We start from the raw sequence: 14,492 nt of genomic DNA on the forward strand, positions 1-14,492 counted from the left end.
GGCCAGCCCTAAACGGCATGTCATCCACCTTCATGGTGACCTGACCGGAAGGAGAGCCACCAAGCGGCCGGTACGGGGGTAGTGATCAACCTCCCCGGTTGCCTGTCCAACGCGGCGGATCTTGGCCCCAGGTACGATCTGCCCGAGGCTCCGAGTCATCGCCCCCGGCAATCTGCCAGGGGGGGCGGGCACCGGCACTAGCGGACCACCCTATGCCTTGGCTGCCAGGCGCCAAGTGCCACCAAGGGCTTGGGTCGATGGCGTGCTCCCGGCACCTCCCCAACCCTCGGCGCCCCGAGCGAAGAGCGGCCGAATTTGCCCCCCTGGCCGCCAGACAGTAGAGTGGAACCGACTCGGGCCCCATGGCCCTCTCTGGCCCGCGCCGCGACATGCGGCCGAGACCATCACCCGACATCAGGAACCACCTCATGCTTCATGTCTTTGGCCACAAGAATCCCGACAGCGACAGCATCTGCACCGCGCTGGTCACCGCCGACTGGCTCAACCGTCAGGGTCGACCCGCCCAGGCCTATGCGTTGGGTGAACCCATTGCCGAGACCCGCTTCATCCTGGAGACGGCGGGCGTGGCGGCCCCCCCGGTTCTGACGGGCAGCGTCGCCAACAAGCCGGTCTTTCTGGTGGATTTCAGCGAATTTGAGCAGGGGCCGGAGGGGCTGGCCGAGGCCGATGTGCAGGGCCTCATCGATCACCACCGCATCGGCACCCTCATCACCCGTGGCCCCCTCGACGCCTGGATCAGAGCAGTCGGGTGCAGTGCCACAGTGCTGCTGGCGCTGATGGGCCATGACAATCTGTCCCGCGCCCAGGCCAGGCTGTTGCTGGGGGCCATCATCAGCGACACCTTCAACTTCACCTCCCCCACCACCACGGCAGAGGACAGGCTCGCGGTCGAACGGCTGCTGCCCATCGCCGATCTGGCCCTGGCCCCCTTTGCCCAGACCCTGCTGGAACGGCGCACCCAGTTGGGCGATACCCCCCTGTGCGAGCTGCTCGTTGCAGACGAGAAGGCCTATCAGATAGCGGGCCATTCCCTCATGGTCAGCCAGATCTGCGTAATGGACCCGAGCCAGATCCACAACCGGATGGAGGAGCTGCATCACGCCATGGCGCAGAGGCTGACCCTGGACTCGCTGGATGGCTATGTCTTGATGCTGACCGATCTGGCCAAGGGGAGCAGTGAGCTCCACTTTGCCAGCAGGGGCATACTGCCAGCCGAGCCGGTTCACCTGGCGGGGGCCCTCAGCCGCAAGAAAGAGGGGCTTCCCTGGTTGACCCGACAGCTGTCATAAGCCCCCAGCCAGCCCCTATCACAGTGGCGGCCCGCCGACCGCCACTGGGATTCCCCCCTTCGACATCGGCTCCCTGCACCTTGGCTCGAAGCCGGGCGAGCAGCATGATCACCAGGCACAGCCAAGACAAACCCCACGGCTGTGCTACCCATGGACCATTTACCCATCCCATTCCTCCATCAAGGGGGCCATGGGCGGCATGTCTTCATTCTCCGTTCAACTGCGTCTGTTATGCTGATGTAAACAAAGGTGATCTTGCGCGCCCTCACCGACAAAGGATGACGTCTGGCGCCCACAGACAAGTGAGAACCATGCAATACAGGGCGGGATCACTGTGGTAGGGGGCAGCTCCTTTGTCCCCGGTGACCCGCGCCATGCCAAGGAGAACTGCTGATGACCCACACCAACATAGTGCTGTTGCTGGAAGGCAAGGATTACGAGCAGGAGACGCTGGCCAAGGCGAGCCGCCTGGCGCAGGGGCTGGGGTGCGGTCTGACCCTGTTGCACCTGACGCACAGCAGCAAGGTGCGCCGCAATAGTCTGTCGCTGTCCGAGGAAGAACGCAGTGCCCAGGGCACATTGGATGCCAAGGCCATCATCAGCGAACTCATCACCCTGCTGCCTCATCCGGTGGATTACCACTGCCTGGTGGTCGATGACGTGGTCAGGGATCTGGGCCAGTGGCTGAGTTCCCACCCGGCCTCGCTCCTGCTGGTCGGCAGCCGCCACCACTGGATGGAGGGATCCTTGGCCCGCCTGCTCATCTACAAGCTGCCCGTCGATATCCAGATCTGCCACGAGCCCTATGCCGAGCAGCTCAAGGCAGTCGGCTGAGTACCCGGGAGCCCGCTCAACGAGCGGGCTCCCTGCATTTCTCCCCTAGGTAGACCTCCCGGCCCCTTGCACTGCCCCCAGCGGGTATCCTGCAGGGCTCGCCTCCCCTCCTCCGGCGGTCACCCGGCCCCTTAATTGACAACTTCATCTACATGATTTCTTACACATTGCTCGCTTCTTTTTAAGTGCCATTTGCTGCAGGATATCGCCCTTGCACGCCTTCGCTCGTTTCGTTCAGGTGATAAATGAAGACTCTTCCAAAACCGGGCAAATATGCCCTGCTTGCCCTGGCACTGCTGGCCCTCGTGGTCTGGCTGGCCTGGCCCGGCAAGACCCCGGACCCCGTGCTGACCGCCACCGTGACCCGTCAGGATGTGGAGCAGACGGTGCTGGCCAGCGGCGTACTGCAGGCCATAGAGCAGGTGGATGTGGGGGCCCAGGTCTCGGGTCAGGTCACCTATCTGGCGGTGGAAGCCGGGCAACAGGTCAAGCAGGGGGACCTGCTGGCAGAGATAGATCCCCTGATAGCCCAGAACAACCTCAAGACCGCCGAGGCCGAGCTGGCCAGCCGCCGTGCCCAGCTCAAGATCAAGCAGGCGCAGCTCAAGCAGAACGAGCTGGCCTGGCGCCGCCAGCAGCAGATGTTCAAGCAGGAGGCGAGCTCCCGGGCCGATCTGGAGAGTGCAGAGGCGCAGCTCGCCGTCACCCGGGCCGAGCTGCAGAGCGCCCAGGCAGACATCGACAACGCCCTGATCAAGGTGGAGCGCACCAAGACGGAACTCGGCTATAACCGCATTCAGGCCCCCATGGATGGCACAGTGGTCAGCATAGTGACCCGCCAGGGGCAGACCCTGGCCGCCAGCCAGACGGTCCCGACCCTGCTCAAGCTCGCCAACCTGGACACCATGACGGTCAAGGCGCAGATCTCGGAGGCGGATGTCACCAAGGTCAGGGCCGGCATGCCGGTCTACTTCACCCTGATCGGAGACCCGGACCGCCGCTATCACGGCACCCTGCGCACTGTCGAGCTGGCCCCCACCAACATCAACGAGCAGAGCGCCAACACCACGACCACCAGCAATGCCGCCATCTACTATTACGCCCTGTTCGATGTGCCCAACCCCGACCATCAGCTGAGGGTTGCCATGACCACCCAGGTCACCATAGTGCTGGGGGAACGCAAACAGGTATTGGCCATCCCCCAGACCGCCCTCGGCAAGAAGCTGGGGGATAACGAATATGAGGTCACCCTGCTCAAGGAGGACGGGCAGAAAGAGACCCGCCGCATCAAGACCGGCATGAAGGATGACATCAAGATAGAGGTGGTGAGCGGTCTTGACGAACAGGACAAGGTGACCCTGGAGCAGGGCAAGCCTGTCCAGAACGATGAGATGGAGATGGTCCCGTGAGCGAGCCCCTGATCCAGCTCAAGGGCATAGAGCGCCGCTACCAGAGCGGGGAGCACGAGGTGACGGTGCTGCACCCGCTGGTTCTGACCATAGCGGCGGGGGAGATGGTGGCCATAGTCGGTGCCTCCGGCTCCGGCAAGTCCACCCTGATGAACCTGCTGGGCTGCCTCGATCGTCCGAGCGGCGGCCAATACCTGTTTCGTGGTCAGGACACCGCCGGCCTGGATGCCCTGGCCCTGGCACGGCTGCGCTGCCACCACTTCGGCTTCATCTTCCAGCGCTACCACCTGCTGCCCCATCTGGATGCGGCCGCCAACGTGGAGATCCCCGCCATCTATGCCGGCACCTCCCGCCCCGAGCGCCAGATACGTGCCCGCACCCTGCTGACCCGCCTGGGCTTGAGCGATCGCAGCCACCACAGGCCGGGCCAGCTCTCCGGCGGCCAGCAGCAGCGGGTCAGCATAGCCAGGGCGCTGGCCAATGGCGGCGAGGTGATCCTGGCCGACGAGCCCACCGGCGCCCTCGACAGCCACAGCGGCAAGGAGGTGATGGCCATCCTGAAGGAGCTGCACGCCCAGGGTCACACCATCATTCTGGTGACCCACGACATGGCGGTGGCCAACCACGCCAATCGCATCATCACCCTGCGGGACGGGCGCGTGGTAGAGGACAGCGGCCAGCCGGCTGCCAGCCCCCCCATTTCCCCGGATAAGGCCCACGGGGTGGAAGAGCGTCAGCAGATCCCGCAGGCCACTGTCGAACAGCTATCTTGCGCCCTCCCCCGGCCAGCTACCGGGCAGAAAGCCCGCGAGCCGGCGCCGGACCGGCTCCCCACTGCCTCCGTCGCCAAACGCGGCAGCCAGGGCTGGGATCGCTACCGGGAGGCGGGTCGCATGGCCCTGCACGCCATGCTGGCCCACCGCATGCGCACCTTCCTCACCATGCTCGGCATCATCATCGGCATCGCCGCCGTGGTCAGCGTGGTGGCGCTCGGCCAGGGGGCCCGCGCCAAGGTGATCGACGACATCAACGCCATGGGCACCAATACCATCGACATCTTCCCCGGCAAGGACTGGGGCGACGAGAAGGCCGCCAGCATCCAGACCCTGAACGAGCGGGATCTCGACGCCCTGCTCGGCCAGCCCTATCTGGAGGGGGCCAGCCCCCAGATCGCCACCTCGGGCCAGTTGCGCTATCGCAACAAGACCAGCAGCGGCAGCGTGGTGGGGGTCGGCAGCGACTTTTTCCGGGTCAAGGGGATGACCCTCACCCAGGGCCGCCTGCTCGACGAGCGGGACATCCGCAGCCGGACGGCGGTGGCCGTGGTGGATGGCAAGACCATCACCAGCCTGCTAGGCAAGACTGATCCCGTCGGCCAGGTAGTGCTGGTCGGCACCCTGCCGGTGCGCATCGTCGGCGTGGTGGCCCAGGAGACCGGCTTTGGTCCCAGCAGCCAGTCGGTCAATGTCTGGCTGCCTTACAGCGCCGTGATGAGCCGCCTCATCTCCCAGAACCACTTCAGCCAGATCACCATCAGGGTCAAGGACGGGGTCCAGCCGGCGCTGGCAGAGCAGGCCGCTGTGGCGCTCTTGACCCAGCGCCACGGGGTGAAGGATTTCTTCACCTTCAGCAGCGACAGCATCGTCAAGTCGGTGGAGAAGACCACGGCTACCCTGACGCTGCTGGTCTCCGCCATCGCGGTGATCTCCCTCATCGTCGGCGGGGTCGGGGTGATGAACATCATGCTGGTGTCTGTGGTGGAGCGCACCCGGGAGATAGGGATCCGCATCGCAGTCGGCGCCCGTCAGTCCGACATCCTGCAGCAATTTCTGATCGAGGCTGTGATGGTCAGCCTGCTGGGGGGCCTGCTCGGCATCGGCCTGGCCATCTTCATCGGTTTTATCTTCTCCCTGCTCGTGGAGAGCTTCCAGATGCGCTTCTCGCTCTTCTCCATCCTGATGGCCTTCGGTTGCTCCTCGCTCATCGGGATCCTGTTTGGTTACCTGCCCGCCCGCAATGCGGCCCGGCTCGATCCGGTCGAGGCACTGGCGAGGGAATGATGATGCACAACTTATCCGGCCGGGGGCTGCGCCTCTCGTCAAAAACGGCGCTCAGCCTGGTGCTCACCGCCTGCCTCGGTGCCTGCAGCCAGCAGAGCACCTACCAGAGACCTGAACTGGATGTGGCGCCAGCGTGGCAGCAGGACGCCCGGGATCTTGGCGGCCAGCAGGCCGGGCTCTGGTGGCAGGGGTTCCGGGATCCCGCCCTCGACCAGCTGGTCGATGAGGTGCTCGCGGCCAACCCGGACATGCAGGTCGCGGGGCTCAGGCTCAAGAGCGCCCTGCTCGGCGCCGATCTCGCCGACACCAACCTCACCCCTTCGGTCAACGCCAGCCTGGGGGCGAGCGGCAACAAGAACATGAAGGATGGCAGCGCCAGCAACAACCTGGGCCCCTCCTTCAACCTGAGTTATGAGGTGGATCTCTGGGGCCGGCTCGCCTCGGTGCGGGATCAGGCGCAGTGGGAGGCAGAGGCCAGCGAGCAGGATCGCGCCGCCACCCGCCTGATGCTGGTAGGCAAGACCCTGGAGCAATACTGGCAGCTGGCGTATCTCGGCTCGGCCATCTCCCTGGGCGAGCGCCAGCTGGCCAACTACGAGCGGATAGAACGGCTGACCCGGGCAAAATATGACGCTGGGGCTGTCACCCGCCTCGATCTGGTGCAGGCCAGCCAGCAGAAAGCCGGCAAGCAGGCGGAGCTCGCCTCTCTCACCCTGCAACGGGAGCAGGCCGGCAACGCTCTGCGCCTGCTGCTCGGCCGCAGCAGCGGCCCGCTGGAATTTGCCCCGACTTCCCTCGCCATGGGCCCCATTCCGACGCTGGCGGTCGGCATCCCCGCCGATGTGCTGGCCAGGCGCCCCGACGTGCGGGCAGCCGAGCTGCGCCTTCGCAAGACGCTGGCCAGAGGGGACGAGATCCGCACCGGTTTCTACCCCACCCTCAGCCTCACCGGCGGCGCCAGCACCACCTCGGACACCCTGACCCAGGTGCTGCAGAACCCGGTGGGGACCCTGGGTGCGACCCTGGCACTCCCCTTCCTCGAGTACAACAAGACCCGGCTCTCCATCGCGAGCTCCGAGATTGACTATCAGATAGCCGAGACCGAGTTTCGCAAGCAGCTCTATACGGCCCTGCTGGAGGTGGAAGACGGCCTGGCCGCTCGCCAGCAGGGGGAGCAGCGGCTGCGTTATCTCGAGCAGCAGCTGGCCTATGCCAAAGAGGCCGAGCGGCTGGCGGGGGCCCGCTTCCTGGCGGGCGCCACCGGGGTTCAGCCCTGGCTGGACGAGCAGAATCGACTGTGGGATGCCGAGCTCGGCGTGCTGGCCCAGCAACAGAGCCAGCTCAAGACCATGGCCGGGATCTACCGGGCACTGGGAGGGAGCGATCGGAGCTAGAGCCCGGTCAGCCCCCAGGGTGGCTGGCATGACCTCCATGCTGGCCGCCCTTGTATCCTCTTCATAACAAAGCAATTGATAATAGTTTTCATTTAATGAAAAATGAGCGCTCTCGTCTGTCAGGAGTACTCAAATGTCACAGCCCGCCCCGGTCAATCGCCCTCGCCTGCTCACCGTCAAGCATGTTCACGATGTGAGCCCACATCTGCGCCGAGTCTGCCTGACCAGCCCTGAACTGGCGGATTACCCCTTCAGCTGTGGCGGTGCCCATATCAAGATCATGCTGCCCCGGCCGGGCCAGAGCGAGATAGTGCTGCCAACCCCGACCCCCAAGGGTCCCCGCTGGGAGGATCCGAGCCAGAAGCCCATACTGCGCACCTTCACCATCCGCGCCTTCCGCCGCGAGGCCCTGGAGATCGACATCGACTTCGCGCTGCACGGCGACATCGGCCCCGCCAGCCGCTTCGCCCTCCACGCCAAGCCGGGGGACAGGCTCGCCATCTCGGGCCCGGGCGGCCCGGACCCCATGTTGCAGCTGGCCGCTCACTACTACATGGCCGGCGATCTCACCTCCCTGCCCGCCATCAGCGCCATGGCCGAGGTGATGCCGACAGCGGCCAGGGGCCATATCGCCCTGCTGGTGCCCCATCAGGAAGATGTGCAGGATCTGTCGCTGCCCGAAGGGGTCAGCCTGCGCTGGTTTGTCGGCACACCGGACCAGACCGGCCCCCTGGTGGAGTACTTCACCTCCCTGCCCATGGCCGCCGAGGAGAGCTATTTCTGGTTCGGGGGGGAAGAGGGTCTGGTGGTGCCCCTGCGTCGTCATGTCAGGCGGACCCTGGACACCGATCGCCAGCGGGTCTACGCAGTGCCTTACTGGCGCAGCGGCAAGGATGAAGATGCCTACCATCAGGATCGCCATGTCGTGATGGATAGCTGATAACACCCTGTATTCCTTACTCTTATCAGGCCCTCTCCCGCTCGGGAGCGGGCCTGGTTGCCATGCTTCCCTCCCTTTTTTACGCCCCGCCCCCCATCTTTGGTGATCCTCTCGGTAGTGCTTGCATTTGAGACGAACAGCAAGATAATGATAATCACTCTCAACAAAGATGCTGTGTGCCGGGCGCAGATCCCTGATCCAGACACCCGAATGCTCCGGACACATCGTCGACCCCATTTGCACTGCAAGGTAACCCCAGATGGCTGTTTTGAATTCGGTAATGCGCGCCTTCGCGGTGGAGGCGCTCCCCACCCCTGCCGACCTGTTGGCACAGCATCCCTGCCCGGCCGATATGGCGCAGCACATTGATCACCACCGCCACCAGGTGCGCCAGATCCTGAGCGGGGCAGACGATCGTCTGCTGCTGGTGATAGGCCCCTGCTCCATCCATGATCCCGTCGCCGCCCTCGACTATGCCAAGAGGCTGGCACGGCTCGCCACCGAGTATCAGGAGAGCCTGCAGATAGTGATGCGCACCTATTTCGAGAAACCGCGCACCACAGTCGGCTGGAAGGGGCTGGTCTTCGACCCTCATCTCGATGGCAGCAACGACATCGTTCACGGGCTCCACCTGGCCCGTCAGCTGCTGCTCGACATCAACCGGCTGGGGCTGGCCACCGCCACCGAGTTTCTCGATACCACCAGCTTCCTCTATCTGGCGGATCTCATCAGCTGGGGGGCCATCGGTGCCCGCACCACCGAATCCCAGGTACACAGGCAACTGGCCTCGGCCCTGCCCTGCCCGGTTGGCTTCAAGAACGGCACGGACGGCAACATCCGGGTGGCCATCGATGCCATCCTGGCCAGCGAGGCCTCCCACCTGTTCACCGCCCCTGGTAGCCAGGGGGGCATGGTGGTGATCAGGAGCGAAGGCAATCCGGGCGGCCACATCATACTGCGCGGCGGCACCCTGCCGAACTATCACCAGAGCGATGTGATGGACGCGGCCGAACGCCTGGCGCGCCAGGGGCTCAACCCTCGGCTGATGGTGGATTGCAGCCACGGCAACAGCCAGAAGCTGCACCAGAACCAGCTCCTGGTCGCCGGGGAGCTCTGCCGCCAGTTGCGGGGCGGGAGCACGGCCGTTGCCGCCGTCATGGTCGAGAGCTTTCTGCAAGGGGGCAGCCAGAAGCCGGCGCCACTGAGTGAGCTGCAATATGGCTTGTCGGTCACCGATGCCTGCCTTTGCTGGGAAGAGAGTGAGAGCCTGCTGGCCATGCTGGCCGATGGGGTCATGGCGCGCCGTCAATGTGCAAACGGTCGCGCCATTCCCCTTCACCGCGATCTCGGCCAACCGGTCAGCTGACCTATTTCCTATTTATTCGCAGCGGGGTCGTCAGACCCCTATTCAATCTCTATACCGATAAATGACATTCACATATTGTCTGGACAGGGGTGTCAAATAGGGCAGTGATGACGAAAGAGAAATAGTGCGAGAGGGACAAGCACTTCCCCATTGATAGGAAGATGGGCGGCCAGGCAAAGCGGGAGGCATGCCCACAAATCCACCTATATCATCCCACTGCGACGGGCCATTATTTGGCATCTTCTGTCATCAGAGATAACAAACGGGCTGTATGAGTCCTCATTGTGTCGCAGGCGAGACACGACAGCGATTGGCTTACCGCCAATGGATACTTTTTATTGGCCCATGATGGTCATGGCTATTGTGGACAGGCGATCCTATTTAGGTGGCTTCTTCGATGGGCAATAGATAGACAGGATCCTGAAAATAATAATGCCGCCTCTTGGGCGGCATTATTGACGACGCTATCCTGGCAATCAGATCAGGAAGTCGTTCAGATCCTTGCCCAGCGCAACTTGCTCGGCAATGGCTTTGGGCATACGGCCCTGGCCGGTCCAGGTCTTCTCCTGGCCATCTTCCTGATACTTGTATTTGGCAGGGCGCGGGGCACGCTTGCTCTTGGCTGCACCAGCGGCTGCCGGAGCGGCCACGCTGCCGATCAGCTCACGCGGGTCGATGCCGGCTTGTTGCAGCATCTCGGTAAACTCGCTCAGCTTGCGCTGACGCTCTTCCTGCTCGGCACGTTCCTGTTCAACAGACTCGGCACGCTCGTTATATACCAGATCAAACTTTTCTTTCGCTTCTTGCAGTTGCTCAAACGGCAGTTCACGAATGGCAGCGCGCAAGCTGCGAATGTTCAGCAGAACCTTCAGAAACTCGTTCATTACTTCCTCACAGAATTATTTTTGTATGTCACAGGGATAACTCATTTTGAGAATAGCATGTCCACTCGATAACAACATAATGATTTTATAGCGCCAGCGCTATTCCTGACAATCTCATGGTCATTATTCACAGTGGTTAATTCACATCAGGGATCTTATCGGATCGCCACTCAACAGACATTATTTCTTCAACATGGGTTAATCGGTCCCACTTCCTCAGGTATTTGTCACAGAGATAAAAGGGGTGTCATCCAAGCACCTGCATTCATATATAACAAACCATACCGCGGCCCACAGCCGCCAGCACGGAATGTACAAATATCGTCCACTTCATGCCAGGGTCGAATGAAATGAGATCGAGACCGGGCAGCACTCTGTATCCCTGTCCCTGGTTCAATCAATTTCCTTTGCCTGAGCGCTTATCCATTCGATGAATGCCTGGATCTTGGGGCACTGGCGATGGGGGAGCGTCGCCATGTAGTAGCGTTGATTGCAGCGAACCGCCTTGCCCGGGAAGGGCTCCACCAGTTCGTTGCGCTCCAGCCGCTGGCGCACCAGGTTCTTGCGGCCCATGGCCACGCCGGCGTGATTCATGGCGGCGATGATGGCGAGATCGGAACGATCGAAGCCCATGCTCGACTGGCAGCCATCGAGGGAGATCCCGGCCTGGCGAGCCCAGCTGCACCACTCGTCGGTGTCGGAGTCATATCCCCAGGCCTGCCGGTCGTGCAGCAGGCGGCAGTGGTTCAAGTTGTCCGGGTTGTTGAGCAGCTGGTGCCGCTCGGCATATTCGGGGCTGCACACTGGCACCATGTATTCATCCATCAGCGGGTGGATGGCGAGCCGCTCCGGCACCTTGTCGTCGAAATAGATCGTCAGATCGATGCCATAGCCGTGCAGATTGACGTTCTCGTTGCCGGTCATGATGTTGAGATCGATCTGGGGATGCAGGCGGGAAAAATCCGCGAGCCGCGGCACCAGCCAGCACTGGGCGATGGAGGGGCGGGAGTAGACGGTCAGGGAACCGGACAGCTCCTGGTTCTTGATCTCCAGGATCTCCTGATTGATGAACTCCAGCGACGACTTGAGTGCCCAGAAGACCCGTTGCCCCTCAGTCGTCAATACCACCTTGCGGTGAAAGCGCTGGAACAGCTTGAAGCCGAGCTCCTCTTCCAGCGCACCTATCCGGTGGCTCACCGCACTCGGGCTGAGCGCCAGCTCATCCGCCGCCAGGGCGAAGGAGCTGTGGCGGGCCGCCGCCTCGAAGGTGTGCAGCTTGGAGAGCTGATAGCCGCTTAGCAGCTTGTTTCTCGATACGTAGTTGTCTTCGGTATACATCCGCCTTCCCCGTCACAGCCTCAACATCGCCGTCATGATATCCCGGATGACCCGATTCAGGATGACGTAACCGAACCCAAGTCACATAAATACCGCTAAATGTGATGAATGTGGCACCTTTGCATCAACTCAGATCATCCAAGAGGCCATTTTCATCATTTGTCAGCCCGACCCCCTTGCCGTTCAATAGGCCCATCATTTATCTCTTATCATCCCTGTCGAGGCGCAGTATGAATTCTGAAATGTGGGTCGTCGGTACCTTGCTGACAAGCATCATCCTGATCGTCTTCACCATAGTGAAGGGCAAGGTGCACCCCTTCCTCGCCCTGCTGCTGGCGAGCTTCTATGTCGGCACCATGATGGGGATGAACCCGGTCAAGATGGTCAACGCCATGGAAGAGGGCATAGGCGGCACCCTGGGCTTTCTCGCCGCCGTCATCGGCCTTGGCACCATACTCGGCAAGATGATGGAGGTGTCGGGGCGGCAGAGCGCATCGGTCTCGCCCTGCAAAAGTGCCGCTGGCTCTCGCCCCAGGTCATCATGGTGCTGGTGGGTCTGGTGTGCGGCATCACCCTCTTTGTCGAAGTGGGGGTGGTGCTGCTCATTCCGCTCGCCTTCTCCATCGCCCGCAAGACCAACACCTCGCTGCTGACCCTGGCCATTCCGCTCTGCACCGCCCTGATGGCCGTGCACTGCATAGTGCCGCCCCACCCGGCCGCGCTCTATGTCACCAATCAGCTGGGTGCCGACATCGGCTCCGTCATCGTCTATGGTCTCGCGGTCGGGCTCTTCGCCTCCCTGGTGGGTGGCCCCCTGTTTCTGAAGCTGCTGGGCAAGCGGGTGCCGTTCAAGGCGGTGCCCGCCGCCTTTGCCGACATCCAGGCCCGCGATGAGGCAAGCCTCCCGACCCTCGGCGCCTCCCTCTTCACCGTGCTGCTGCCCATACTGCTGATGCTGGTCAAGACGGTGGCCGAGCTCAACATGGATCACGCAAGCCACCTCTATACCCTGCTGGAGTTTATCGGCAACCCCATCACCGCCATGTTCATCGCCGCGTTTACCGCCTACTACGTGCTGGGGATCCGTCAGCGCATGAAGATGGAGGGGCTGCTGGACAAAACGGAAGAGTGCTTCTCCTCCATCGCCAACATCTTGCTCATCATAGGGGCGGGGGGTGCCTTCAACGGCGTGCTCAAGGCGAGTGGCCTGGGGGACAGCCTGGCGACCATACTCTCCCAGCTGGACATGCACCCCATACTGCTCGCCTGGCTGGTGGCCATAGTGCTGCACGCCGCCGTGGGCTCGGCCACCGTCGCCATGATGGGGGCCACCGCCATCGTCTCCCCCATGATGGTGCACTACCCGAACATCAGCCCGGAGATCATGACGCTCGCCATCGGCTCAGGCGCCATCGGCTGCACCATGGTGACCGACTCCCTGTTCTGGCTGGTCAAGCAGTATTGCGGTGCCACCCTGAACGAAACGCTCAAGTACTACACCAGTGCCACCTTTGTCGCCTCCCTGATGGCGCTGGCCGGTACCTTCCTGCTCTCCTGTATCCTGTAACAAGACCGAGACATCCCATGAAACACATCGACGTCCAACAACTCACAAGCCAATATCCGCTGCTGCAATCCCTGATCGCGCTCGAGCCCGTCACCTGGTTCAACCCCAAGGCCACCACATTGGCGGTCGGTCTGCCCCATGTGGGCCTGGATGGCAGCGATGTGGCGGATGCCTCCGCCCGGCTCGCCCGCTTCGCCCCCTACATGTGCGACGCCTTCCCGGAGACCCGCGCCAGCAACGGCATTCTGGAGTCCGAGATAGCGGCCATCCCGGCGATGCAGGCCACCCTGAACCAGCGCTACGGCGTCGAGCTGACCGGCAAGTTGCTGCTCAAAAAAGACAGCCACCTGCCCATCTCCGGCTCCATCAAGGCCCGTGGCGGCATCTACGAGGTGCTGACCCACGCCGAACGGCTGGCCATCAAGGCCGGTCTGCTCTGCAAAGAGGACGACTATCGCAAACTGTTCAGCGACGAGTTCCGCCAGTTCTTCGGCCAGTACAGCATTGCGGTGGGCTCGACCGGCAACCTCGGCATGTCCATCGGCATCATGAGCGCCAAGCTCGGCTTCACCGTCACCGTCCACATGTCTGCCGATGCGCGGGAGTGGAAGAAGCGCAAGTTGCGCGAACACGGGGTGATCGTGGTGGAATATGCCGAGGATTACGGGGTGGCGGTGGAGCAGGGGCGCAAGGAGGCCGAGCGCGATCCCAACTGCTTCTTCATCGACGACGAGAACTCCCGCACCCTCTTCCTCGGCTACTCGGTCGCGGGCGAGCGGGTGAAAAAGCAGTTCGACGAGATGGGCCTAGTGGTGGATGCCGAGCATCCGCTGTTCGTCTATCTGCCCTGCGGCGTCGGCGGCGGCCCGGGGGGCGTGGCCTTTGGCCTCAAGCTCGCGTTTGGGGACCATGTTCACTGCCTGTTTGCCGAACCCACCCACTCCCCCTGCATGCTGCTCGGGGTCCACACCGGATTGCACGATGCCATTGCGGTGCAGGATCTGGGGATAGACAACCTCACCGCCGCCGACGGCCTCGCGGTGGGGCGCGCCTCCGGCTTCGTCGGCCGCGCCATGGAGCGGCTGCTCGATGGCTTCTACACCCTGAGCGATCAGGAGATGTATGACCTGCTGGGACTGCTGGCGCGGGACGAGCAGATCAAACTCGAACCGTCCGCCCTGGCCGGTATGGCAGGACCTTGGCGCGTGGCGGCCGATCCCGAGTGGCAAATGGGGCGCGGTTTCGATGCCGCGACCATGGCAGGCGCCACCCACCTGGTGTGGGCCACCGGTGGCGGCATGGTGCCCACCGAGGAGATGGCAAAATACCTCGCCGCCGCCCACCTCTGATCTTTTTTTCAACCGAAAGACCCGCCACCCTGGCGGGTTTT

General features: G+C 62.8%; 10 protein-coding genes and 1 pseudogene. 9 read left to right on the top strand and 2 right to left on the bottom strand.

What is annotated here, in order from left to right:
* Positions 1–428: 428 nt before the first annotated feature.
* The 7 genes from AC3WR3_RS04605 (at position 429) to AC3WR3_RS04635 (ending at position 9,313) form a co-directional block, all read left to right on the top strand.
* On the top strand, positions 429–1,310 hold the full coding sequence (locus tag AC3WR3_RS04605; protein ID WP_492291292.1) for a DHHA2 domain-containing protein: 882 nt from the start codon (positions 429–431) through the stop codon (positions 1,308–1,310).
* 393 nt (positions 1,311–1,703) lie between these two features.
* Positions 1,704–2,144, top strand: coding sequence for a universal stress protein (locus AC3WR3_RS04610; protein ID WP_492291293.1), 441 nt, complete (start codon positions 1,704–1,706; stop codon positions 2,142–2,144).
* Positions 2,145–2,389: 245 nt separating this feature from the next.
* Entirely contained in the window at positions 2,390–3,553 is a 1,164-nt protein-coding gene (locus AC3WR3_RS04615) for an efflux RND transporter periplasmic adaptor subunit (RefSeq protein WP_492291294.1), read from the top strand.
* Positions 3,550–5,613 carry a MacB family efflux pump subunit gene (locus tag AC3WR3_RS04620; RefSeq protein WP_492291295.1) on the top strand — a complete coding sequence of 688 codons (2,064 nt, stop codon included), beginning with the start codon at positions 3,550–3,552 and terminating at the stop codon, positions 5,611–5,613. Before AC3WR3_RS04615 ends, AC3WR3_RS04620 begins: the two co-directional genes overlap by 4 nt.
* Entirely contained in the window at positions 5,610–7,007 is a 1,398-nt protein-coding gene (locus AC3WR3_RS04625) for an efflux transporter outer membrane subunit (RefSeq protein WP_492291296.1), read from the top strand. The genes AC3WR3_RS04620 and AC3WR3_RS04625 overlap by 4 nt, the downstream gene beginning before the upstream one ends.
* A gap of 133 nt (positions 7,008–7,140) precedes the next feature.
* A complete protein-coding gene (locus AC3WR3_RS04630) occupies positions 7,141–7,947 on the top strand; it encodes a siderophore-interacting protein (RefSeq protein WP_492291297.1) in 807 nt (268 codons plus the stop codon).
* 259 nt (positions 7,948–8,206) lie between these two features.
* On the top strand, positions 8,207–9,313 hold the full coding sequence (locus tag AC3WR3_RS04635) for a 3-deoxy-7-phosphoheptulonate synthase (RefSeq protein ID WP_492291298.1): 1,107 nt from the start codon (positions 8,207–8,209) through the stop codon (positions 9,311–9,313).
* A gap of 476 nt (positions 9,314–9,789) precedes the next feature.
* On the opposite strand, the gene AC3WR3_RS04640 is transcribed toward AC3WR3_RS04635, so the two are convergent.
* A complete protein-coding gene (locus AC3WR3_RS04640) occupies positions 9,790–10,197 on the bottom strand; it encodes an H-NS family histone-like protein (protein ID WP_042653861.1) in 408 nt (135 codons plus the stop codon).
* 393 nt (positions 10,198–10,590) lie between these two features.
* Positions 10,591–11,535 carry a DNA-binding transcriptional regulator DsdC gene (gene dsdC / locus AC3WR3_RS04645; RefSeq protein WP_139436306.1) on the bottom strand — a complete coding sequence of 315 codons (945 nt, stop codon included), beginning with the start codon at positions 11,533–11,535 and terminating at the stop codon, positions 10,591–10,593.
* 230 nt (positions 11,536–11,765) lie between these two features.
* Here dsdC and dsdX point away from each other — a divergent pair.
* Both dsdX and dsdA read left to right on the top strand, forming a co-directional pair.
* Positions 11,766–13,102: pseudogene (gene dsdX, locus AC3WR3_RS04650) on the top strand (D-serine transporter DsdX).
* Positions 13,103–13,119: 17 nt separating this feature from the next.
* Positions 13,120–14,451: a D-serine ammonia-lyase gene (dsdA, locus tag AC3WR3_RS04655; RefSeq protein ID WP_492291299.1), complete on the top strand. Its 1,332-nt coding sequence runs from the start codon at positions 13,120–13,122 to the stop codon at positions 14,449–14,451.
* Positions 14,452–14,492: the final 41 nt, after the last annotated feature.

This window comes from Aeromonas sp. EU05-FHT14A05, from assembly GCF_058791175.1.

Coding starts and splice junctions, on each gene's coding strand:
- AC3WR3_RS04630 (WP_492291297.1), top strand. CDS start 7,141: ATGTCACAGCCCGCCCCGGTCAATCGCCCTCGCCTGCTCACCGTCAAG.
- AC3WR3_RS04625 (WP_492291296.1), top strand. CDS start 5,610: ATGATGATGCACAACTTATCCGGCCGGGGGCTGCGCCTCTCGTCAAAA.
- AC3WR3_RS04615 (WP_492291294.1), top strand. CDS start 2,390: ATGAAGACTCTTCCAAAACCGGGCAAATATGCCCTGCTTGCCCTGGCA.
- dsdC (WP_139436306.1), bottom strand. CDS start 11,535: ATGTATACCGAAGACAACTACGTATCGAGAAACAAGCTGCTAAGCGGC.
- AC3WR3_RS04635 (WP_492291298.1), top strand. CDS start 8,207: ATGGCTGTTTTGAATTCGGTAATGCGCGCCTTCGCGGTGGAGGCGCTC.
- AC3WR3_RS04610 (WP_492291293.1), top strand. CDS start 1,704: ATGACCCACACCAACATAGTGCTGTTGCTGGAAGGCAAGGATTACGAG.
- AC3WR3_RS04605 (WP_492291292.1), top strand. CDS start 429: ATGCTTCATGTCTTTGGCCACAAGAATCCCGACAGCGACAGCATCTGC.
- AC3WR3_RS04640 (WP_042653861.1), bottom strand. CDS start 10,197: ATGAACGAGTTTCTGAAGGTTCTGCTGAACATTCGCAGCTTGCGCGCT.
- dsdA (WP_492291299.1), top strand. CDS start 13,120: ATGAAACACATCGACGTCCAACAACTCACAAGCCAATATCCGCTGCTG.